This window comes from Actinoplanes sp. NPDC051405 (genome assembly GCF_055586185.1).
Genome location: NZ_JBVJIR010000009.1, coordinates 143294 through 163723, shown reverse-complemented (window position 1 = coordinate 163723; position 20430 = coordinate 143294). Strand labels below are relative to the sequence as shown.

Below are 20430 nucleotides of genomic sequence, written 5' to 3'. Positions count from 1 at the left end.
GGCACCGGTGTGGACCTTGACGACAGGTGCGCTGGTCGGGGGCGTGCTGGGCGCGACGATCGGGCCGGCGCCGCTGCTGGTGGTGCTGCTTCCCGCGGCACTGCTGGGCATCCTGCTGGCCTTGATCGACCTGCGCTGCCTGCGTCTGCCGGACCCGCTGGTGGGGTTGCTGGCGGTCGGCACGGTGTTGCCTCTCAGTGCTGTCGCTCTACTGACCGGCGAGCCTGCTGGTCTTGTGCGGGCGACTTTGGGGGCTCTGCTCAGCGGCGGTGTCTATCTGATCGTCGCTTTGCTGCCCGGCGCCGGGCTGGGAATGGGTGACGTGAAACTCGCCACGGTGCTCGGTTTCACGTTGGGGTTCGTGGGGTGGCCGGCCGTGGTCGTCGGGCTCATGGCACCGCATCTGATCAACGGTCCGGTCGCGCTGATGCTCTTGCTCGCCGGGAGAGCAAAACGCCGGACCGCTCTGCCGCTGGGGCCGGCTCTGCTGACCGGCGCGCTGCTCGGTTGCCTGGTCACTTAACTACCTGTCCCAGCTCAGAGGAGGCGCAGCTGGCGATCCTTGGGCCGGGACGGGACGGCGTCACCCATGCGTTCGAACAACCCCGCGTCGATCGCGTCCAGGAACGGTGTCGGTGACTGCTCGCGCTCCTTGCCGTGCCGGAAGCGCCGCGCCGCGTGGCTCACATAGAGCCGATCCTGCGCCCGCGTCAGCCCCACGAAGAACAAACGCCGTTCCTCAGCCGTCTCGTCATCCGTCGGCTTGCTGCCCGGCCAGCGCAGCGGCAGCAGCCCGTCCTCGCAGCCGACCAGGAACACGACCGGGAATTCCAGCCCCTTCGCCGCGTGCAGGGTCAGCAGGTTGACCGCCTCCGCCCGCGGGTCGAGCGCGTCGACCTCGGCGCCCGTGGCGATCTCCTGCAGGAAGCGGGTCATGTCCTCGCCGATCCGGTGGGCGAGCGGCATCAGCAGGTCGGCAGCCGTCCAGACGTCCTCGGGCGCGAGCTGCTCGGCGTCCAGGGTCGGCGCCGCGTACCGCTGAGCCAGGACCTGCGCGGTCAGCTTGACCCGGGCGGCCAGCGATCCGCCCAGGCCGTCGGCGTGCCGCAGCTCGCGCGCCAGCACCTGGACCCCGGGCCGGTCCCGCAGGCGATTGTGCGACCGCTTCTGCACCGGTACGCCGGCGCGAGACAGCGCGTCCACCACAGCCTGAGCCTGGGAGTCCGTGCGGTAGAGCACCGCGATGTCCGCGAAGGACAGGGTGCCCGGCGCGACCGCGCGGGAGTCGATGCGGCCGGAGTCGAGCGAACGGTGCGACAGGCCACCGACCAGCTCGTCGACGGTACGGACGACGAAGTCGGCCTCGTCCGCCACGCTGCCCGCGAAGTAGCGACCGACCAGCGGCGACTCGGGGTTGACGCGGGCCGGGTCCAGCCGGCGGCCCTGCACCAGCGTGGTCGGCGCGATGGCCTGCACGGCGGCGGCCAGGATCGGCGCCGACGAGCGGTAGTTGCGGGTGAGCCGGACCAGCCGGGCGTCGGTGAAGTCGCGGCTGAAGCGCAGGAAGTAGCCCACGTCGGCGCCGCGGAAAGAGTAGATCGCCTGGTCGGGGTCGCCGATCGCGCACAGGTTGCCGTCCGCCGGGGAGAGCAGGCGCAACAGCTCGTACTGGGTGTCGTCGACGTCCTGGTACTCGTCCACGAAGATCCACTGCCAGCGCTTGCGGTACCGCTCGACCAGCTCCGGCTCGTCACGCAGCAACGCGACAGGCATCGTGAGCAGGTCGTCCAGGTCGACGAGGTCCTGCTGACGGAGCAGTTTCGCGTACGCATGGTCGTCGTCGCCGGCCTGCTCACGGGCCGCGGCGCGCTCCGCGTCGTCGGCGATCCGCCAGCTCGCGCCGAGCCCGGCCGCCTTGGCGTTCTCCTTGAGAATGGTCAGCCCGAGCGAGTGGAACGTGCCGACCGTGATGTCCTCGGCCACGTCCGGGATCAGCGCGTCGAGCCGGTGGCGCATCTCCTCGGCGGCGCGCCGGGTGAAGGTGATGGCCAGGCAGCGCTCGGGGAAGACACCCAGCTCAGCACAGAGGTACGCGATCCGGTGCGTGAGCGTGCGGGTCTTGCCGGTGCCGGGCCCGGCCACGATCAGCAGCGGGCCGCCGGGCGCGGAGGCCGCCACCCGCTGCATGGCGTCGAGGCGGTCCAGCAGCCCGGTGCCGACCTCTTCCATGCCGGCCAGCATCGGCTCGAACGGCTCGTGCGGGCTGGCCGGCGGGGGCAGCGGCGGCGCCTTCTTCTTCGGCTCCTTGGCAGCCTTCGGGACCGGGGCACGGCCGATCGCCGGCTCGGCCTTGCGCTGCTGCGGCACCGGTACGGGGATCATGTCGAACAGCGTCTCGGCCTGCGGAGCGCTCTGCTTGTTGCGCAGTTCGCCGGGCTCGAAGAGGGTGATGACGCCGTACTCGCCGTCGTACCCGGAGATCCGCCGCACGTCGCCGCGCCGCAGCCGGTCGATGGCCTCGCGCAGCTGCTCGCCGCCGGCCTGGCCGATGTCGTCGAGCGGGACGTTGCGCAGGATGTCGAGCTCCGCGCCGAGGCCGGCGACCACGTGGTTGAGCTGGCCGTCGACGGTTTTCGACTTCGGGCCGACGCCGTTGATCTCGCCCAGGATCTCGGCGAGCTGGATGAGGTGCACGACCTGCTGGTCCCGTTCGCCGCCGTCGGTGCGGTCGGCCAGCTCCTCGACGCGGTTGAGCACGCCGACGGTCAGCGGCTTGCCGCACTCGGGGCAGCGGCCGCCGTGCTCGCGGGTCTGCTGCGGCGCCCAGTTGATGCCGCAGGCCCGGTGCCCGTCCGCGTGGTACTTGCCCTCTTCGGGGAAGAACTCGATCGTGCCCGCCAGGGTCTCGCCGGCCTTGATCGCGAAGTAGTCGGGGGCGCCGGTGAAGAGCGTCGCCTCCCGGGCCAGCGCCGCGGGCGAGTGCGCGTCCGAATTGGACACGAGCCGGTAGCGGTCGAGGCTGGAGACCCGCCAGTTCATCGCCGGGTCGGACGAGAGCCCGGTCTCCACGGCGGTGATGTGTTCGGCGAGGTCGGCGTAACAGTCGGCGATGGCGTCGAAGCCGGATTTGGAGCCCAGCGCGGAGAACCACGGGGTCCAGATGTGCGCGGGGACGAGGTAGCCGTCCGGGCTGGCCTCGAGCACGATCTCCAGCAGATCGCGGGAGTCGAGGCCGAGAATCGGGCGGCCGTCCGCGGTGAGGTTGCCGATCCGGCCGAGCGCGGTGTTGAAGCGCGCGGCGGCGGCCAGGTCCGGCATGTAGATCAGGTGGTGGACCTTGCGGGTGCGGTCGTCGCGTTTGTAGATCGTGGAGATCTCGACGCTGAGCATGAAGCGCGCGTCGGTGCTGCTCTGCAGGATCGGCGGCAGCTTGCGGCTGACCTCCTGCTCCGCGTCGGCGCCGAGCCGGTAGAGGCCGGGCTCGTCGGCGGGGACCAGATTTTCCCGGAGGTGGTCGAACCAGGCGGGATGCGTGAAGTCCCCGGTGCCGAGCACGGCGATGCCCTTGCGGCGAGCCCACCAGGCCAGGTTCGGCAGGGTGAGGTCGCGGCTGCAGGCCCGCGAATACTTGGAGTGGATGTGCAGATCCGCGACGTATGTGTCCGCGGTGACCGAGGACCCTGCGCTAACCGAGGGCACGCTGCATCCTGTCACGAGCGCCCGGCGCGCCACGAGCCGCCACGCGCGAAGTGACATAACCGATCCACGATTGAATCCTGCGGAGATGTGCCCCGTGGCTCAGCGCAACCCCCAAGATTCACTGCTAAGGGGTACGCAGCTCGATGACAGTGACCTGCGGCGGCGCGCCCACCCGCACCGGCGGACCCCAGAAACCGGCCCCGTTGGTGACGTAGACCGGCACACCGTCGACCGTGCCGAACCCACTGACCACCGGCTGCTCCAGCTTGACGAGCAGGTTGAAGGGAGCCATCTGACCACCGTGGGTGTGCCCGGAAACCTGAAGGTCTACGCCAAACGGAGCAGCGTCCCGGGCGACGACGGGCTGATGAGCCATGAGCACAACCGGCCGGCTGGTGTCGCGGTCCCCGAGGGCCCGTCGCAGATCAGGCCCGTCCCCGAAGTCGGCGCCGCCGATGTCGTTGACGCCGGCCAGGTCGAGCCCGTCCAGCTCCAGCCGCTCGTTCCGCAGCGGCTTCACCCCGAGCCGGGCCACCTCGGCGACCCACTCCTGGTAACCGGAGTAGTACTCGTGGTTCCCGGTGACGAAATAGGCGCCCCGGCGTGACTCGATGTTCGCGAGCGGCGCGGCGGACCGGCCCAGTTCGGCGACACTGCCGTCGACCAGGTCTCCGACGATGCAGACGATGTCGGCGTTGACGGAGTTGATGAGATTGACGATCCGGGCGGCGTGATTCGTGCCGGTCAGCGGGCCGAGGTGGATGTCGGACACGACGGCCAGCCGGGTGCCGTCCATGGCGCGGGGGAGCTTGGCGATGGGGAGTTGGAACCGGTCGAGCTGCGGGGGGCCGAGGGCGGTCTTCACGCCGTAGCCGGTGATGCCGGCTGCGGTGAGCCCGGCGAAGATCGCGGCGCCGCGGGCGAGGAGGAGCCGCCGGTCGATGCCCTGCGAGCCGGATGAATCGGTGGTGACCTCGGGCTTGCTTGCCCCTTCAGGGTCCGTATCGGCCGCGAGGCCGTCACCGGGCGTGGGCCGGGCGGCTCCCGCACCGGTCGTAGGCGGCCCGGCTGCAGCCGCAGCGGCCGGCGTGAGTCCAGCCGCTCCCGCAGTGGCCGGAGCGGCCTCGGCTGCTTCCGCGGCGGCCGTGGTGCGTCCGGCTGCTCCCGCGGTGGCCGGCGTGGGTCCGCCTGCTCCTGCAGTGGCCGTCGTGGGTCCGGCTGCTCTCGCGGTGGCCGTCGTGTGTCCGGCTGCTCTCGCGGTGGCCGGCGTGGGCCCGGCTGCTCCCGCAGCGACCGTGTTGTTCCCGGCTCCCGCAGCGGCCGTCGTGGCTGTGGCCTCGGCACCAGGGCCGGTTTTGGCCGGACTGGCGGACTTGCTCGTCGCCCGGATCCAGAGGTTGATCACCAGGCGCGGGATCTCCAGGACCGCCAGCGTCACCAGCAGGTAGAACATCAGCGCGATCCAGAGGTACCCCGGCCAGGCCAGCCACTCGACATAACCGGACCGCACCCCGATCAGGGTCGCCGGCACCAGCACTGCCAGCGCAATCGCCACGAAACCGCCGAACCGGCGCACCCGCCCAGCGCGGAACGGGTCCCGCACCAGCCGCTTCCACAGGTAGAAGTGGATCAGGCCGATGACGACGATGATGAGCGCGACGAACGCGATCAAGCTCAACCCCCAGCGAACGGCGGCAGGACGTCCACCGTCGCGCCGGCGGGCAATGCCGCTTGTCGATCATGACAGGCGAGTCCGTCCACCAGGAAGCTGGCCGCCTTCAACACCATCGCGAGCCGCTCGCCGTGCCGCTGCGCCAGAACCACGGTGAGGTCCTCGAGTGATCCGGCCGCGACGCTTTCCGACGAACAACCAGCAGCCGCCCGCGCCCCCGCGAAGTACCTGATTTCCACCAGGCCCGCACCGCTCGACACGTCAGCCCCCGATCGCTGACATCGGGCGGACCGGCTGCAGGAAGGAGGGGTCGTCGATCCCGTGACCCGCTCGCTTGCCCCACATCGCGGCCTGCCAAGCCTTGGCGATGTCCGCGTCCGGCCGCCCCGAGCGCAGCAACCCGCGCAGGTCCGATTCCTCCGTGGCGAACAGGCAGTTGCGGACCTGGCCGTCCGCGGTGAGCCGGGTGCGGTCGCAGTCGCCACAGAATGGCCTGGTCACGCTGCCGATCACCCCGACCCGGGCCGGATTGCCCGCCGCGTCGACGTAGCCGGGCACGAGCCAGGTCTCGGCCGGCGCTGTTCCACGTGAAACCGAATCGGGTAGCAGGCCGTACGGCTCGAGCGAGGCCAGGATCGCCTCAGCGGTCACCATCTCGTGCCGATCCCACTGGTGCTGAGCGTCCAGCGGCATCTGCTCGATGAATCTGAGCTGGTAGCCGTGGTCGAGCGCGAAGCGCAGCAGCGCCGGAGCCTCGTCGTCGTTGACCCCGCGCATGAGCACAGTGTTGATCTTCACCGGGGTGAGTCCGGCCTGGGCTGCCCCGGCCAGGCCCTTCAGCACGTCGGCATGCCGGTCGCGGTGGGTCAGCTCCATGAACCGGGCCGGCGACAGAGTGTCCAGGGAGACGTTGACGCGATTCAGGCCGGCGTCCCGCAGCGCACCCGCGAGCCGCTCAAGCCCGATGCCGTTGGTGGTGATGGAGAGCTTGGGCCGAGGTTTGAGCGCGGCGGCCGCGGCGATGATGCCCGTCAGCCCTCGCCGGATCAGCGGTTCGCCGCCGGTGAACCGTACGTCGGTGACGCCGAGCTGCTCGACGGCGATCCGGATCAGGCGGCTGACCTCGTCATCGGTGAGCTGCTGCTCGCGCGGCATCCACGCGAGGCCCTCCTCGGGCATGCAGTACGAGCAGCGCAGATTGCACCGGTCGGTCAACGACACCCGCAGGTCGGTCGCGACCCGCCCGAAGCGGTCAGCGAGCACACTCATGTCGACTCCTCGCCCCGCTGGTAGGCCACGTGGGCAGGAGCTCGGTGCCACCCGGATCGCCCGGCACGCTCGCTCACTGATCGAACGTAGCGCTTGGAGATGACATTTGGCGTCGCGCGTTCTGTGGTCCGGGGCACGCTGAGCGCTCAGCTCCGCAGTGCGGCGTCGGCCGTGGAGCGCACTGAGCTGCGGTAAGCCCCGCCGAACGCCGCTGTGTGCACCAGCAGGAGGTGCAACTGATGCACGGGTACGCGCTCGCGCCAGCCGTCCGCCAGGGGCCACTCCTCCGCGTACGCCCGCATGATCGTCTCCAGGTGCGGCGCCCCGCCGAAGAGCGCGAGCTGCGCCAGGTCGGTCTCCCGGTGCCCACCGTGCGCAGCCGGATCGACCAGCCAGGCCCGCCCGTCGGCGCCCCACAGGACGTTCCCCGGCCACAGGTCGCCGTGGAGCCGGGCCGGCGCTTCGTCCCCGCCGTACCCCTGGATCCGCTCGATCACCTGCTCCACAACCGCGACGTCCGCCGGCGGGACAGCGCCGCTGTCGGCCGAGATCTTCAGGTACGGCCGCAGCCGCCGCTCCGCGAACCACGGCCCCCACGGCCCGGCGGAGGGCGTGTTGTCCTGAGCCAACGGCCCGATGAACCCAGGCCAAGGCGCGCCGAAGGTATCCGCCCCCCGGCGATGCAGCCCGGCCAGCTCCCGCCCGAACCGCTCGGCGGCAGCCGGGGACGGCGGACCCGAGTCGATCCATTCGAGCGCGAGCATCTCCGGAAGCGCCACCAGCACCTCCGGGATCGGCACGGTCCCCGTCTCGCGAAGCCATTGCAGACCCGCGGCCTCGGTCGCGAAGAAGTGCTCGGGAGCGCTGCCGGACGGCCACGTCTTGGTGAACAGTGACGCGCCATCGTCCAAGGTCAGGCGGGATGCGGTGCATACGTCACCGCCCCCGACGGGGGTTTCCCGGATCCGCTGGTGGGTGAGAAATGTCGGGAGATGCTGGGGGTGCGCGCGCAGGTACGCCAGATCCACCGCCTTATCTTCCACTTCGGGTTACGGCGTGCCCGGATCGGAGTCAAAATGTCGGCATGACACCTGTCGCGGTGCGTTCGTACCGGCCGAGCGACCACAGCGCTGGTCGCCGCCTGTGGTCGGAGCTGACCAATCAGCACAACCAGATGTACGGCGATGCCGCCGACGATGCCGGCGCGGGTTTCGAGGAGTACCTCACCCGGCTGGATCTGAGCGGGCTCTGGGTCGCCGACCACGCCGATGACGGGGTGATCGGCCTGGTCGGGCTCATCATGCGCGGCCGCGCCGGTGAGGTCGAGCCGGTGGTCGTCACCGGCTCCCACCGGCACAAGGGGGTCGGCCGCAAGCTGCTGCGGCACGTCGCGGCGGAAGCGAAGAAGCGCAACATGGTCTCGCTGACGATCTCGCCGTCGTCGCGCAACGTCGACGCGATCCGCAGCCTGCACGCGGCCGGATACGACGTGGTGTCGTCGATCGAACTGACCATGGACCTGGACCGGCATGCCCATGACTGGCAGCAGGACGGGCTCGAGTTGCATGAGTTGCAGTTTCGTTCCTGAGCCGAGGTCGTGGGGGACGCCTGTGGATAACCCGGTTATCCACAGGCGCCGGGTTTGGCAGGCGGCGGCGGGCTGAATTCGGCCACGCTGCCGGGCATGAAAAAGCAGATGGTCAGTTCACCGGCCGAGCTCATCTCAGCCGTGCCGTTCCTGATCGGCTTCCACCCGGCGGACAGCCTCGTCGTGGTGGCGATGCAGGGCACGCTCATCACCTTCGCCGTGCGCATCGACCTGCCCGAACTCAACGCACCCGAGGAAGAGGCCCGGGCCGCGGTCCTGCACCTGGCAACGGTCGTCCTGCGCCAGGACGCCGAGGCGGTCACGATCATCGGGTACGGCGAAGAGCCCCGCGTGGCACCAGCAGTGATGCGCATCGCGGACGCATTCCGCAAGGCCGGCGCGGCGGTCGTCGACGAGCTGCACGTGGAAGACGGCAGGTTCTGGTCATACCTGTGCACGGACTCGACGTGCTGCCCACCGGAGGGCCAGCCGTGCGAGCCGGCGCACAGCGTGGTGGCGGCCGAAGCGACCTTCGCGGGGGCAGTGGCGCTGCCGAACCGGGAAGCCCTGTCCGAACAGCTCGCACCGGTGACGGGTGACGATCGCAAGGCGATGGAGGCCGCAACGGCGCGGGCGGTCCTGCGCTTGGCGGCCCTCGCCGGCGAACGCCCGCCGCCCCGGGAAGCCAAGACACCCGACGGCCCGCGTCCCGACAGCCCGACACCCGACGGCCCGCGTCCTGACAGCCCGATACCCGACGGCCGGCTGCCGAGCTGCTCGCTCGACGGGCGGGAGCGGGCCGGCAGCGGCTCAACAGAGGCACGTCGCAGCGACGCGCCGGACCTACCGCACCTGCCCGTCTCGCCGACCGGCGGAAGCCGCGGCGACCCGGCCCGCGCTCCGCGTTTCCACGAAACGACCGCCCAGCAGGCCGCGGCGGCCGCACGCGGCTGGAGCCGTCCCGGATCGGCCGAACTACGCCTGGGCAACGTCCTCTGGGCAAGCCTCGGTCTGAAGATGCCGGTGCCGGAAGCACCGGACGAGGTCGCCGAACGCCCGGACCTGGTGTCGGACGAGGACTACTTCTTCGCCCTGGTGCGACGAGCGGGCCGGTTGGCGGTGCGCGAGGCGGAGCGCTGCTACAGCACCGGCGGCCGGCTCAGCGACGACGCCGCCGCATGGCTCGGCGTCCTGTTGCTGCACATGCCGATCCGTGACTACGCCTGGGTCCGCACGCGAACAGAGGACTGGGAGCTGGCGCTCTGGTCGGACCTGGTTCGCCGGGTGGACACCCGCTACCGCTCGGCACCGGCGGCGCTGCTGGCCTTCGTGGCCTGGCGCAAAGGGATGGGTCCGCTGGCCAGCGTCGCCGTGGAGCGAGCCCTCGAATACAAGCAGGACTACCAGCTCGGGGTGCTGATGCAGGCCGCGATCATCACCGGGCTGCCCCCGTCGACGCTCGACGGCTGGCCGGCCGTGGACGGCCTGCCACCGATGGACGCCTCCCCCGAAGCGGACGAGCCTGACGAAAGCGAGGGTGCCCCGCAAGCGCGGTCCAAGAAGTCGAAGCCCGACTTGCCCACCGGCTCGGAGAAGGCGGCTCCGAGGAAGGCAACGCACCCGGCCAAGCCACAGTCCGCAAGAGAGGCAACCGACCGACCCGAGCGGCAGCCTGCGACTGAGGCAACCGACCAAGCCGAGCTACAGGCGGACAGCAGGGACCGGCCACGGCCGGTCAGCCACGTCCCGAGACCGGACAGCGTCAAGCGCCGCGAGAAGCTTCCGGTCCGGGTCGGACCCGAACCCGAAACCCGGCCCGGCGACGGAGCAGGAAAGCGCGAAAGACGAGGCCCCAAGCCTCGCCGCGCGGCTCACCGCCGGATCTGACTCTCGGTCGCGCCCGGCTGCCGGGCCATCCAAGATCAACGGGATGGCCCGGCCGAACTGATCAAGGCCTCTCAGACTCCTGCCGGACCGTATCGGCCCCCAGATCCCCACTACCTCGCAGGACAGCAGCCCCACCCGGCGTCGGGTTGTCCGCGACCTGCTGCAACCCAGGCACCCGGTCCTCGATCACAAAGCTCGCCCGCGTGTGCACAGCCGCCCCCGGCCGAGTCACATACGGCAACACCTGGAAGTCCGCCGTCATCGCGTCCTTCGTGATCGTCGTCCGGACGTAACCCCGCTGGTTGTTGTAGAAGCGCAGATGCGGATTCCAGGCCGCCCAAGGGTGCTGCCCCGAGGGCACATCCGCCCCGTCCCCCGTGGAGGTGATCGACGAGCACACCAGCTCCGTGCCGACCGTGCGCGACGTCGGGTCCGTGTAGTCCAGCTTCAGCTCGTCCGCCCAGTGGGCGTGCACGTCGCCGGTCAGGACCACCGGGTTGCGGACCCCGGCGTCCACCCAGCCCCGGGTGATGCGGTCGCGGGAGGCCGCGTAGCCGTCCCACGAGTCCATGCTCACCACCTTCGCCGGGCCGGCGTTGTTGTCGCGCTGGCCGAAGAAGACCTGCTGGCCCAGGATGTCCCAGCGGGCCGTCGAGCGGTGGAAGCCGTCCAGCAGCCACTTCTCCTGCTTTGCGCCGGTGATCGAGCGGGCCGGGTCCGTTGCGGCCGGGCAGTCCTTGTAGCCGTCGCCGCAGCCCTGGTCGTCGCGGAACTGACGGGTGTCGAGCATGTGGAACGTCGCCAGCCGTCCCCAGTGCAGGCGCCGGTACAGCTGCATGTCGATGCCGCGGGGGATCGAGGTTCGGCGCAGCGGCATGTTCTCGTAGTAGGCCTGGAAGGCCGCGGCGCGGCGGGCCAGGAAGTTCGGGTCCGGCTGCTCCGGGACCTCGTCCGCCCAGTTGTTCTCGATCTCGTGGTCGTCGAAGACCACCGCCCACGGCGCGACCGCGTGCGCCGCCTGCAGGTCCGGGTCGCTCTTGTACTGGGCGTGCCGCTGGCGGTAGTTCGCCAGGGTCACCGTCTCCGGGCCCTGATGGTCGCGCGGGTTGCCGCCGGGGATGTTGTACGTGTCCGGGCCGTACTCGTACTGGTAGTCGCCCAGGTGCAGGATCAGCTGCGGCTCATCCTCGGCCAGCCGCCGGTACGCGGTGAAGTAGCCGTGCTCGTACTGCGAGCAGGACACGAACGACATCGCCAGGGTGCCGCCGCTCGCCCATGGCGCCGGGGCCGTACGGGTCCGGCCGGTCGGGGACACGTACCGCTCCGCCTTGAAGCGGTAGAAGTATTCGCGGGCCGGCGCCAGCCCGTGCAGTTCGACGTGCACGGTGTGCGCCGCTGCCGCCCGGGCGACGGTGACGCCGCGGCGCACGATCCGGCGGAAGCGGGCATCGGCCGCGATTTCCCACTGCACCGGTACGTCGCGGGACGGCATGCCGCCCAGGCCGTCGTCGGCCAGCGGGGTCGGGGCCAGCCGGGTCCAGAGCACGAAGCCGTCGTGTTCCGGGTCGCCGGAGGCCACTCCGAGGGTGAACGGGTCGTTGCGCAGCGGCCCGCGGTACGGCGCGGCCGAGGCAGCCAACGGCCAGACGCTCGCGGCGCCGGCCGCGCCCACCGCAGCGCTGCTGAGCAGGAGAGTACGTCGTGAGAGTGCCATGCCGGCAGCCTCATGACCGTGAATGTCCTACCCAAGTGGCCCGGGTGAAGGGCCGAGGAAGACCGTACGAAGCTCAGACGGTCACGCGTTGCGTCCCCGCGTACACGTTCATGGTCTGTCCGCGCAGGAAACCGACCAGCGTCATCCCCGCCTCGTCGGCCAGCTCGGCCGCCAGCGTGCTCGGCGCCGACACGGCCGCCAGCAGCGGAATGCCCGCCATCCAGGCCTTCTGGGTCAGCTCGAAGCTGGCCCGGCCGGAGACCAGCAGCACGTGCCCGGTCAGCGGCAGCCGCCCCTCGCGCAGCGCCCAGCCGATCACCTTGTCGACGGCGTTGTGCCGCCCGACGTCCTCGCGCAGCACCACCAGCTCCCCCTCGGCGGTGAACAGGCCGGCGGCGTGCAGCCCGCCCGTACGGTCGAAGGTGCGCTGGGCCGCGCGGAGCCGGTCCGGCAGCTCGGCGAGGACCCGGGCCGGCACGGTGCTGTCGTCCGCGGCCACGTCGAACTGCGACCGGGTGCGGACCGCGTCGATGCTGGCCTTGCCGCACACCCCGCACGAGCTGGTCGTGTAGAAGTTGCGGCTCGGGTCGGTCACCGGCGGCGGCACGTCCGCACCGAGCACCACGTCGACCACGTTGTACGTGTTAGGCGTGTCAGTGCCCGCGCACAACTGCGCAGTGACCACGTCGGCCGCCGTACGGATGATGCCCTCGGTCAGCAGGAAGCCCATGGCCAGGTCGATGTCCTGCCCCGGGGTCCGCATCGTCACGGCCAGCGGGGTCTTGCGCAGCCGGATCTCCAGCGGCTCCTCGGCGGCCAGGTCGTCGGGGCGCCGCCGCGGCTCGGCCGTCCCATCCAGGTCGATCTTCATCACGGGTCGCCGGTTCATCGTGCGCGCCATCACCCGAGCGTATGTCGGCCGTTGCGGCCCACGTCAGGGCGCGAGCCGGCAGCCGCGCACGGCGCAATGCCGTCCGCACAGTCACGCTCATGTCCCCCACGGGATACGGTACGTACGTGGGGGGATTCGCGGCGGTGGTGTTGGCCGGCGGTGCGGCACGTCGGATGGGTGGTGCGGACAAGCCCACCATCCCGGTGGCCGGGCAGTCGATGCTGACGCGTGTCCTGGCCGCGGTGCACGATGCCGACCCGCAGGTGGTGGTCGGGCGCGTGCCTCCCGATCTTCCGGTGCCGGTCGCTTCGACCACGGAGCAGCCGCCCGGTGGTGGCCCGGTCGCCGCGACCGCTGCCGGTCTGGAGCTGGTTCCCGCCGATGTCAGCTTCACCGCGTTGCTCGCTGCCGACCTGCCGCTGCTGACCGGCGAGGCCATCGACGTGCTGCGGCTCACCGTCGAGTCGGCGCCGATGCAGGGCGCGGTCTACCGGGACGCCGAGGGACGGCTGCAGTCGCTCTGCGGGGTCTGGCGGACGACGGCTCTGCGGGACGCGCTGAAGCGGGTCGCCGAGGAGCGGGGCAGCCTGCACGGCGCCCCGATGCACGCGCTCATGGACCAGCTGCGCTTCATAGAGGTGTCCTGGCGCCGCCCGGGGCCGCCGCCCTGGTTCGACTGCGACACCGACGACGACCTCCGCACCGCCGAGGAATGGGCCCGATGACCGCACGCGACAACCGAGCAGCAAGCCGGTGAACGTGCTCGACACCTGGATCGCGGCGGCCTGCGATGAGCTCGGGCTGAGCCCCGACGACGTCGAGGCCAAATCCGTGCTGGACGTCGCCCGCGATGTCGCCCACAACGTCGTGCGCCCGGGTGCGCCCGTCACGGCGTACCTGATGGGTATTGCTGTGGGCCGCGGCGCGGACCCGGCGGAGGTCGCCGCCCGGCTCAGCTCGCTGGCCCTGGACTGGCCGGCCGACGGCCGGGAATGAGACGCGGCCGGTGAGCGCGCCGCGCGCTCGATAGGGTGGCGGGCGGAGGTACCGATCATGACGGCGGAGAACACTGCTGACCAGCCTGAGGGCGTGCTGCTGGACGAGCCGACCACGGCCGACCTGCGGGCGAAGGTGACCGAGGCCTGGCGGGAGTTCGCGAGCGCGCTATCCACGCTGCTGCCCACGCTGGCCGAGGGCGCGCACGTCGACATCACGCTCGACCCGACCGCTTCGGGCACCGGCACCGCCGTCTATTCGGTGAGCATGCGGGTGCTGCCGGACGGCGTCATCGAGGCGCTCGCGGTCGGCAACGCCGGCCTGCCGGAGGGGTTCCGGATGAACCGCGCTTCGGTCGCCGACCTGGTCGCGCTGGGCTGGTCCCCGCCGGGTGTGCTGCCCGGCTCGCGGGACTCGTTCGGCCTGCGGACCACCACCGACGGCGCCAAGCAGCTGGCCACGGTCGTGTCCCGCACGCTGCGCGACGTGTACGGCGCCCCGCACCCGGCGTTCCTGGTCTACCTCGTGCACGACGACGAGGACGAGCCGATCGAGACCGCACCGATCGGCACCGCCCGGCACGAGCCGAGCATCGACGAGGAGCTCAGCCTCGACGATCTGGACGAGGACGGCGTGCTCTCCGAGGCGCTGGCCAACGCCGCCGACGAGGTCATCCCGCTCGAGGAGCGGGTGCGCACGGTCGTCGCCACCATGAGCAAGACCACCGTCGACCAGTTGCAGGTCGACACCGACGGGGACATCGGCATCCGGGCCGGCTCGGCGATGGTCTTCGTCCGGTGCCGGGACAACCCGCCGCTGGTCGACGTCTTCTCGCCGATCCTCACCGAGGTGGAGCCGACCGAACAGCTCTACGTCAAGCTGTCCGAGCTGACCAACAGGATGCCGATCGGCCGGCTCTACTGCGCCCAGGACACGGTGTGGGCGTCGATCCCGGTCTTCGGCCGCAACTTCCAGGCCACCCATCTCATGCTCGCCGTGCAGGTGATGACCGGTCTGGCCGACGAGCTTGACGACCGGCTGCACGGGGAGTTCGGCGGCAAGCGTTTCTTCGGCGAGGGTGACAAGCCGGCCCCGCCGAAGGACGCCAAGGACGGCGACGACCACCGCCCGGGGATGTACCTCTAGTTTCCCAGCGGCACCCAGGCCAGCTGGTCCAGCGTGGACAGGTCGGAGGCCCGCAGGCCGTTCTCCGACAGCGTCCACAGCTCGGTCCCGATGACCAGCGAACGCAGCAGCCTGGTCTGGCTGACCTCGCCGGTGAGGGTGAGGTCGTCGGTCACCCGCAGGGCCAGCACGCCGCGGGACTCCACCGGCACGACCAGCATGCGGGTCGACGGCCACCAGAGCAGGGCGTGCGGGTCGTACTCGGCGCCGGAGTAGGCGCCCGGCAGGTGGTACTGCGCGAGCCGCTTCGGGTTCTTCGGGTCGGCCACGTCGAAGAGAGAGACCTGCAGGCCCTGAACGCGCCCGTTGCCGTCCGCCTCCTGGCCGATGCCGATGAGCCGGTCCTCGCCGACCGGTTGCAGGTGGGCCGAATAGCCGGTGATCTTCAGCTCGCCGGTGACCGTGGGCTTCGCGGGGTCGCGCAGATCGAGGCTGTAGAGCGGGTCGGTCTGCTTGAACGTGACCACGTAGCCGCGGGCGCCTATGAAGCGCACCGAGTAGATCCGCTCACCCTGGCCGAGCCCGTCGACGATGCCGGTCTGCACCAGCTTGCCGTCGCGCTCCGCCAGCACCCGTACGGCTGAGCGTTCCGTCGTGCCGTCCGTGGTGGCGACGCGCAGGTGTCCGTCCCATTCGGACATCGCGTACTGGTTGATCAGGTAGCCCGGCACGGTGCCGGACGCCCGGTAGGCCGGCGGCTGATTGCCGGTCAGGGCGAACTTGAAGAACTCGGTCCGCTGCCGTTCCCGGTCCGGGATGCGGCCGGGGAGCCGGTCGAAGCGCCAGCCGTCGTCGTTGGCGAGGTAGAGGCTGTCCGGCGTGGCGTAGACGGTGTCCCCGTCGGCCACGACCGAGACCGGGTCGCCGCTGCCCAAGGTCGGCCTGGTCAGGTCGAAGGTGAGGATGCTGACCAGGGCGGCACCCGAGTAGTCGGTGGGCCGGCTGACCCGGCCGCAGTCCGCCTGGCCCTTTGTCGTACCGGTGCTGTCGGTGACCTCCCAGCGGGGCAGCCAGGCCTCGGCCGGCGCGGCGTCGATCGCCTCGCGGTTCGCGGCGAGCCGCTTCTTGTCGTCAGAGCTGCCGCTGTCGATCGGGAACTTGATCCGCGGCGCGCTGCGCAGGACGACCCGGGCGGTGCTGCCGGTCATCCGGGCGTCGATCAGGTTGCCTTCCCCGCGGTAGCGGCTGACCACAGTGGGAGCGCCGGTCAGGTCGACCAGCAGCACCTGCGCCCGTTGCTCGCCCGGGTCCGGGCGATCGGACATGTAGGTCCGGTAGCCGGCCGTCGGCACGAGCACCAGGGCGGAATTGCCGGCGAGCAGCAGCTGGAGCGCGCCTCCCGGGATGCCGGCATCGAGGGCTACCTTGCCGGTCTCCTTGCGGGTGGCGACGTCGATGACCCGGAGGGTGCCGTTGCCGACGGTGACGATCCGCCGCCCATCGGTTTTGACCAGGTCCGGTTCGTCGGCGCCCTGCTCGTGCACGTTGGTGCCGGAGAAGTCGGGGGCCGCGGCCGCCGGCGCCGCGCCGGCCACGTCGGCCATGGTCCGGGCGCCGTCGCGGAGGGCCTCCGGATAGGCCAGCTGGCTGCCGGGCAGACCGTACGGCCCGACGCTGGCCTTGGCCGCCTTGCGCAGATCGTCGCCGAGCTGCCGGCAGGAGTCGAACGCGACCAGCCGCATCGCGCCCCCGCCGGAGGTGGGCAGCGGAGGAGGGGGTGCTGGAGAATCAGCGGTGCAGCCGGCGAGCGGGACGGTGAGCGCCAGGACGGCGCAGAACAGCAGACGGCGCGACATGGGGGTGGGACGCTGGGTGACCGTCCCGGGTTCCGGCTAATTCGGCGCGGGCACCGGGGTGGGGATCTCGACCAGCCGCGACAGCACCACCATGCTGCGGGTGGAGGTCACGAACGGCTCGGCCCGCAGCCGTTCGAGGGCCTGCTCCAGGTGCCCGATGTCGGCGGCCCGCAGGTGCACGAGCGCATCGGCCTGACCGGAGACCGTGTACGCCCCCACGACCTCGGGATGGCGCCGGGTGGCCACGGTGATCTGGGCCGGAGTGGTCCGCCCGGTGCAGAACAGCTCAACGAACGCCTCGGTGGTCCACCCCACGGCGGCCGGCTCGATGACGGTCGTGAATCCCTTGATGACCCCGCTGGAGCGCAGCCGATCGACGCGTCGTTTCACCGCGGGCGCGCTCAGCGAGACCTTCGCGCCGATCTCCGCGTACGAGGCGCGCGCGTCCGCCACGAGCAACGCAATGATTCGCTGGTCAACGGCGTCCATCCGCAACGATTCGCCTCCGACGAGCAAGAGTTAGGGCTGTTTTCCGCCGTGCCAGCGTACCTAGCCTTTACCTCATGAGCCACACGGAGCGCTTGCCGCGAAACAGGACATATCTCATGTGTCCGCCCGAGCACTTCACGGTCGAGTACGCGATCAACCCCTGGATGGACACCACCGTCCCGGTCGACCCGGCCCTCGCGCTCAAGCAGTGGCACCTGCTCCGCGACACGCTCAGTGACCTGGGGCATGCCGTGCACGTCCTGGACGCCCGGCCCGGACTGCCGGACATGGTCTACGCGGCCAACGGCGCCTTCTCCGTCGACGGCCGGGTCTACGGCGCGCGGTTCAAGTTTCCCCAGCGTGCCGCCGAGGCTGCCGCCCATCAGCTGTTCTACGCCGGTGGCCCGTGGACGTTCGCCGATCCTGAGCACGTCAACGAGGGTGAGGGCGACTTCGCGTACCTGCCCGGCGCGTACGGCGGCCTGATCCTGGCCGGTCACGGCTTCCGCACCGACCCGGCCGCGCACGCCGAGGCTCAGGAGGTCCTGGGCCGGCCGGTGATCTCGCTGAAGCTGGTCGACCCGGCGTTCTACCACCTGGACACCGCGCTGGCCGCGCTCGACGACCGGCACATCACGTACTACCCGGACGCGTTCTCCGCCGCCTCACAGCGCGTGCTGCGCCAGCTCTTCCCGGACGCGGTCATCGCCGACCGGGCCGACGCCGAGGCCTTCGGTCTCAACCTGGTCAGTGACGGTCATCACGTGATTCTCAACACTGAGGCGACGGCGATGGCCGACAAGGTGCGGGCGCACGGCTACACCCCCGTGCTGGTGGAGCTCACCGAGCTCAAGCGCGGTGGCGGATCGGTCAAATGCGCGGTCGCGGAGCTACGCCCCTGATCGGGCACTGGGCCGGCTGCGGCAAGATGGATCGTATGACCGACGACACCCGCACCACAGACCAGCAGGAAGACGACTCCGTCATCGTGGTGGGCCCCGACGGCCGCCCCCTGGGCACGGTGGGGACCGACGGCAACCTCAAGCCCGAGGAGCCCGGCAACCTGATCGAGCAGCCCGCCAAGGTCATGCGGATCGGCAGCATGATCAAGCAGCTGCTCGAGGAGGTCCGGGCGGCGCCGCTGGACGAGGCGAGCCGGGGCCGGCTGCGCGAGATCCACCAGCGTTCGATCAAGGAGCTCGAGGACGGCCTCGCGCCCGAGCTGCAGGAGGAGCTGGAACGGCTGTCGCTGCCGTTCGAGGGTGAGACGCCGCCCAGCGAGCCGGAGCTGCGCATCGCCCAGGCTCAGCTGGTGGGCTGGCTGGAAGGCCTGTTCCACGGCATCCAGGCGGCTCTGGTCGCGCAGCAGATGGCGGCCCGGCTGCAGCTGGAGCAGATGCGCGGCGGTGGCGCCGGCCGCCCGGCCCTGCCGATGGGCCCCAACGGCGTCATTCCCGGCATGCCGAGCCAGGGTGCCGGCGACGGCAGCGGCCGCACCGGCCAGTACCTCTAGATGTCGAAGAGCTTCTCGAGATAGACGGCCACGCCGTCCTCGTCGTTCGTGAGCGTCACCTCGTCGGCGACCTCACGGACGGCGGGATGGGCGTTGCCCATCGCCACGGAACGGCCTGCCCACGCCAGCAGGGGCAGGTCGTTCGGCATGTCCCCGAAGGCCACGACGTCCTCGGCGGTGAAGCCCTCCCGCTCGCAGAGCCAGGCCAGCCCGGCCGCCTTGGTCACCCCGGCGGCGGAGATCTCCACCAGCGCCGAGGACGACGAGTGGGTGGCCTCGGCGATCCCGCCCAGCGTGCGGCTGACCAGCTCGGCGAAGTCGTCCGGGCCGTAACTGGCCGAGCGGGCGAGCAGCTTGACCGCGGGCACGGAGGTGAGCTCCTCGGGCGAGGCGAGCACGCGGACCTGCTTGTGCTCGCCGTCCCAGTGCAGGGGCCACTTCTCCTCGTACCAGAAGCTCCGCCCGTCCTCGACCTCGACGGCCAGCGCCACGTCGGGCACCGCCTCGCGCAGCTGCCGGGTCACGTCCATGAGGAGCTCGACCGAGAGCGGCGCGGCCCGCAGGATCTCGTCGGTGTCGGGGTCGTAGACCACGGCGCCGTTGGCGCAGACGGCCGGCAGCGGCTCGGCCATCTGGTCGTAGAGCTGGCGCAGCCAGCGCACCGGCCGGCCGGTCACCAGGACCGTCGGGACGCCGCGGGTGTACAGCTGATCGAGGACCCCGATGGTGCGGGGGCTGAGCGTGCCGTCGGTCCGGATCAGGGTGCCGTCGATGTCGGAAGCGACAAGGCGAAAGGGTGGCATCACCTCGACAGTAGCCGGTCCAGATAGACCGCCACGCCGTCCTCGTCGTTGGTCAGAGTAACCTCGTCGGCGACCGCCAGCAGCGTCGGGTGGGCGTTGCCCACCGCCACCCGGCTCCACCCGGCCCAGGCGAACATCGGCAGGTCGTTGGGCATGTCGCCGAACACCAGGACGTCGGCCGGGTCGACGCCGACGGCCTGCGCGACCACCGCCAGGCCGGTGCCCTTGTCGACGCCCGGCGGACAGATCTCGATGTAGTTCAGGCCCGCCTGAGTGACCGAAGCCACGTCCGGCGACACGATCCGCTGGGCCACGGCGAGCAGGTCGTCGACGTGGTGGTCGAACGACCGCGCGAAAGCCTTGATCACGTCGCCGGTCAGGCACTCCGCGCGCGAGCGGCGCTCGACCACGACCGGGTACCGCCAGGTGGGGTCGTAGTCGCCCCAGAGCGGCGAGTCGTCGTGCTCGAGCGCCTCGACCATCACCGACAGCGGTCCGGCCTCGGCCTCCAGATCGGCCAGGACGGCGGCCAGGTCCCGGCCCGGGAGCCGCTCGCTGCGCAGGATCTGGCCCTCCTGCTGGTCGATCACCCAGCCGCCCTGGGCCAGCACGAGGAAGTCGGCGTCCCGGATGTCGCTGCGGACCAGGCTGGTCAGGCGGGGGCCACGGCCGGTGGCGCCGACGATGCGGATGCCGGCGGCCCGGACCCGCTGCAGGACCTCATGGGTGTACGCGGACACGGTGTCGTCACTGCGCACGAGCGTGCCGTCAAGGTCCGTGGCGATCAGCTTGGGCAGTCCAGGCTTGGCCATGTGTTCCTCCGAGGGTGTGACAACCCCCGCGGAGGGCGGAAGGAAAACGTTACACCGGCCCGGCTACCAGCGGCTATGCCATGAGGTAGCGGACCGGTTACCAGATCGTCAACGG

Annotated in this window: 19 protein-coding genes; 8 read left to right on the top strand and 11 right to left on the bottom strand. The window is 71.0% G+C overall.

Going from position 1 to position 20430, the window contains the following annotated elements; all coding sequences use genetic code 11:
- The first annotated feature begins 16 nt into the window (after positions 1-16).
- Positions 17-523, top strand: a complete 507-nt coding sequence (locus tag ACZ6S4_RS20780; protein WP_465476515.1) for a prepilin peptidase — start codon at positions 17-19, stop codon at positions 521-523.
- 14 nt (positions 524-537) lie between these two features.
- Here ACZ6S4_RS20780 and ACZ6S4_RS20775 read toward each other — a convergent pair whose 3' ends face one another.
- From ACZ6S4_RS20775 to ACZ6S4_RS20755, 5 genes are all read right to left on the bottom strand, one after another.
- Entirely contained in the window at positions 538-3699 is a 3162-nt protein-coding gene (locus tag ACZ6S4_RS20775) for a UvrD-helicase domain-containing protein (RefSeq protein ID WP_465476514.1), read from the bottom strand.
- A gap of 124 nt (positions 3700-3823) precedes the next feature.
- Positions 3824-5152, bottom strand: a complete 1329-nt coding sequence (locus tag ACZ6S4_RS20770) for a metallophosphoesterase (protein ID WP_465476640.1) — start codon at positions 5150-5152, stop codon at positions 3824-3826.
- A 221-nt stretch (positions 5153-5373) separates the two neighbouring features.
- Positions 5374-5631, bottom strand: coding sequence for a MoaD/ThiS family protein (locus tag ACZ6S4_RS20765; protein WP_465476513.1), 258 nt, complete (start codon positions 5629-5631; stop codon positions 5374-5376).
- Between the two features lies 1 nt (position 5632).
- A complete protein-coding gene (moaA, locus tag ACZ6S4_RS20760) occupies positions 5633-6640 on the bottom strand; it encodes a GTP 3',8-cyclase MoaA (protein WP_465476512.1) in 1008 nt (335 codons plus the stop codon).
- A 146-nt stretch (positions 6641-6786) separates the two neighbouring features.
- Positions 6787-7668 (bottom strand): fructosamine kinase family protein, encoded by an 882-nt coding sequence (locus ACZ6S4_RS20755; protein WP_465476511.1) that lies wholly within the window; start codon positions 7666-7668, stop codon positions 6787-6789.
- A gap of 56 nt (positions 7669-7724) precedes the next feature.
- On the opposite strand from ACZ6S4_RS20755, the gene ACZ6S4_RS20750 reads away from it, so the two are divergent.
- Together ACZ6S4_RS20750 and ACZ6S4_RS20745 are read left to right on the top strand one after the other, a co-directional pair.
- A complete protein-coding gene (locus ACZ6S4_RS20750) occupies positions 7725-8228 on the top strand; it encodes a GNAT family N-acetyltransferase (RefSeq protein WP_465476510.1) in 504 nt (167 codons plus the stop codon).
- A gap of 96 nt (positions 8229-8324) precedes the next feature.
- Complete coding sequence (locus ACZ6S4_RS20745; RefSeq protein ID WP_465476509.1) at positions 8325-10115, top strand: DUF4192 domain-containing protein; 1791 nt, start codon at positions 8325-8327, stop codon at positions 10113-10115.
- 61 nt (positions 10116-10176) lie between these two features.
- Here the strand turns inward: ACZ6S4_RS20745 and ACZ6S4_RS20740 are convergent, their stop codons facing one another.
- Entirely contained in the window at positions 10177-11829 is a 1653-nt protein-coding gene (locus ACZ6S4_RS20740) for an alkaline phosphatase D family protein (protein WP_465476508.1), read from the bottom strand.
- A 73-nt stretch (positions 11830-11902) separates the two neighbouring features.
- Entirely contained in the window at positions 11903-12730 is an 828-nt protein-coding gene (gene fdhD / locus ACZ6S4_RS20735; protein ID WP_465476507.1) for a formate dehydrogenase accessory sulfurtransferase FdhD, read from the bottom strand.
- 89 nt (positions 12731-12819) lie between these two features.
- On the opposite strand from fdhD, the gene mobA reads away from it, so the two are divergent.
- The 3 genes from mobA to ACZ6S4_RS20720 are packed head-to-tail and all read left to right on the top strand — an operon-like array spanning position 12820 to position 14863.
- A complete protein-coding gene (mobA, locus tag ACZ6S4_RS20730) occupies positions 12820-13446 on the top strand; it encodes a molybdenum cofactor guanylyltransferase (protein WP_465476506.1) in 627 nt (208 codons plus the stop codon).
- A 28-nt stretch (positions 13447-13474) separates the two neighbouring features.
- Entirely contained in the window at positions 13475-13717 is a 243-nt protein-coding gene (locus ACZ6S4_RS20725; protein WP_465476505.1) for a DUF6457 domain-containing protein, read from the top strand.
- A 57-nt stretch (positions 13718-13774) separates the two neighbouring features.
- A complete protein-coding gene (locus tag ACZ6S4_RS20720; protein WP_465476504.1) occupies positions 13775-14863 on the top strand; it encodes a T3SS (YopN, CesT) and YbjN peptide-binding chaperone 1 in 1089 nt (362 codons plus the stop codon).
- On the opposite strand, the gene ACZ6S4_RS20715 is transcribed toward ACZ6S4_RS20720, so the two are convergent.
- Complete coding sequence (locus tag ACZ6S4_RS20715; protein WP_465476503.1) at positions 14860-16698, bottom strand: beta-propeller domain-containing protein; 1839 nt, start codon at positions 16696-16698, stop codon at positions 14860-14862. The two genes, ACZ6S4_RS20720 and ACZ6S4_RS20715, sit on opposite strands and share 4 nt — an antisense overlap.
- A gap of 36 nt (positions 16699-16734) precedes the next feature.
- Positions 16735-17193: an Lrp/AsnC family transcriptional regulator gene (locus tag ACZ6S4_RS20710; RefSeq protein WP_396092635.1), complete on the bottom strand. Its 459-nt coding sequence runs from the start codon at positions 17191-17193 to the stop codon at positions 16735-16737.
- Positions 17194-17261: 68 nt separating this feature from the next.
- Between ACZ6S4_RS20710 and ddaH the strand changes: the two genes are divergently transcribed.
- Both ddaH and ACZ6S4_RS20700 read left to right on the top strand, forming a co-directional pair.
- The gene (gene ddaH, locus ACZ6S4_RS20705) at positions 17262-18089 is read left to right on the top strand and encodes a dimethylargininase (RefSeq protein WP_465476502.1); all 828 of its coding nucleotides are present in this window, start codon (positions 17262-17264) and stop codon (positions 18087-18089) included.
- Positions 18090-18124: 35 nt separating this feature from the next.
- Complete coding sequence (locus tag ACZ6S4_RS20700) at positions 18125-18700, top strand: bacterial proteasome activator family protein (RefSeq protein ID WP_212992349.1); 576 nt, start codon at positions 18125-18127, stop codon at positions 18698-18700.
- On the opposite strand, the gene ACZ6S4_RS20695 is transcribed toward ACZ6S4_RS20700, so the two are convergent.
- Together ACZ6S4_RS20695 and ACZ6S4_RS20690 are read right to left on the bottom strand one after the other, a co-directional pair.
- Positions 18697-19503 (bottom strand): HAD family hydrolase, encoded by an 807-nt coding sequence (locus tag ACZ6S4_RS20695; protein ID WP_465476501.1) that lies wholly within the window; start codon positions 19501-19503, stop codon positions 18697-18699. The genes ACZ6S4_RS20700 and ACZ6S4_RS20695 overlap by 4 nt on opposite strands.
- Complete coding sequence (locus ACZ6S4_RS20690; protein ID WP_465476500.1) at positions 19503-20315, bottom strand: Cof-type HAD-IIB family hydrolase; 813 nt, start codon at positions 20313-20315, stop codon at positions 19503-19505. Before ACZ6S4_RS20690 ends, ACZ6S4_RS20695 begins: the two co-directional genes overlap by 1 nt.
- Positions 20316-20430 lie beyond the last annotated feature (115 nt).

Coding starts and splice junctions, on each gene's coding strand:
- ACZ6S4_RS20695 (WP_465476501.1), bottom strand. CDS start 19,503: ATGCCACCCTTTCGCCTTGTCGCTTCCGACATCGACGGCACCCTGATC.
- ACZ6S4_RS20745 (WP_465476509.1), top strand. CDS start 8,325: ATGAAAAAGCAGATGGTCAGTTCACCGGCCGAGCTCATCTCAGCCGTG.
- ACZ6S4_RS20690 (WP_465476500.1), bottom strand. CDS start 20,315: ATGGCCAAGCCTGGACTGCCCAAGCTGATCGCCACGGACCTTGACGGC.
- ACZ6S4_RS20740 (WP_465476508.1), bottom strand. CDS start 11,829: ATGGCACTCTCACGACGTACTCTCCTGCTCAGCAGCGCTGCGGTGGGC.
- ACZ6S4_RS20750 (WP_465476510.1), top strand. CDS start 7,725: ATGACACCTGTCGCGGTGCGTTCGTACCGGCCGAGCGACCACAGCGCT.
- fdhD (WP_465476507.1), bottom strand. CDS start 12,730: ATGGCGCGCACGATGAACCGGCGACCCGTGATGAAGATCGACCTGGAT.
- ACZ6S4_RS20715 (WP_465476503.1), bottom strand. CDS start 16,698: ATGTCGCGCCGTCTGCTGTTCTGCGCCGTCCTGGCGCTCACCGTCCCG.
- mobA (WP_465476506.1), top strand. CDS start 12,820: ATGTCCCCCACGGGATACGGTACGTACGTGGGGGGATTCGCGGCGGTG.
- ACZ6S4_RS20700 (WP_212992349.1), top strand. CDS start 18,125: ATGACCGACGACACCCGCACCACAGACCAGCAGGAAGACGACTCCGTC.
- ACZ6S4_RS20720 (WP_465476504.1), top strand. CDS start 13,775: ATGACGGCGGAGAACACTGCTGACCAGCCTGAGGGCGTGCTGCTGGAC.
- ACZ6S4_RS20770 (WP_465476640.1), bottom strand. CDS start 5,152: ATGTTCTACCTGCTGGTGACGCTGGCGGTCCTGGAGATCCCGCGCCTG.
- moaA (WP_465476512.1), bottom strand. CDS start 6,640: ATGAGTGTGCTCGCTGACCGCTTCGGGCGGGTCGCGACCGACCTGCGG.
- ddaH (WP_465476502.1), top strand. CDS start 17,262: ATGAGCCACACGGAGCGCTTGCCGCGAAACAGGACATATCTCATGTGT.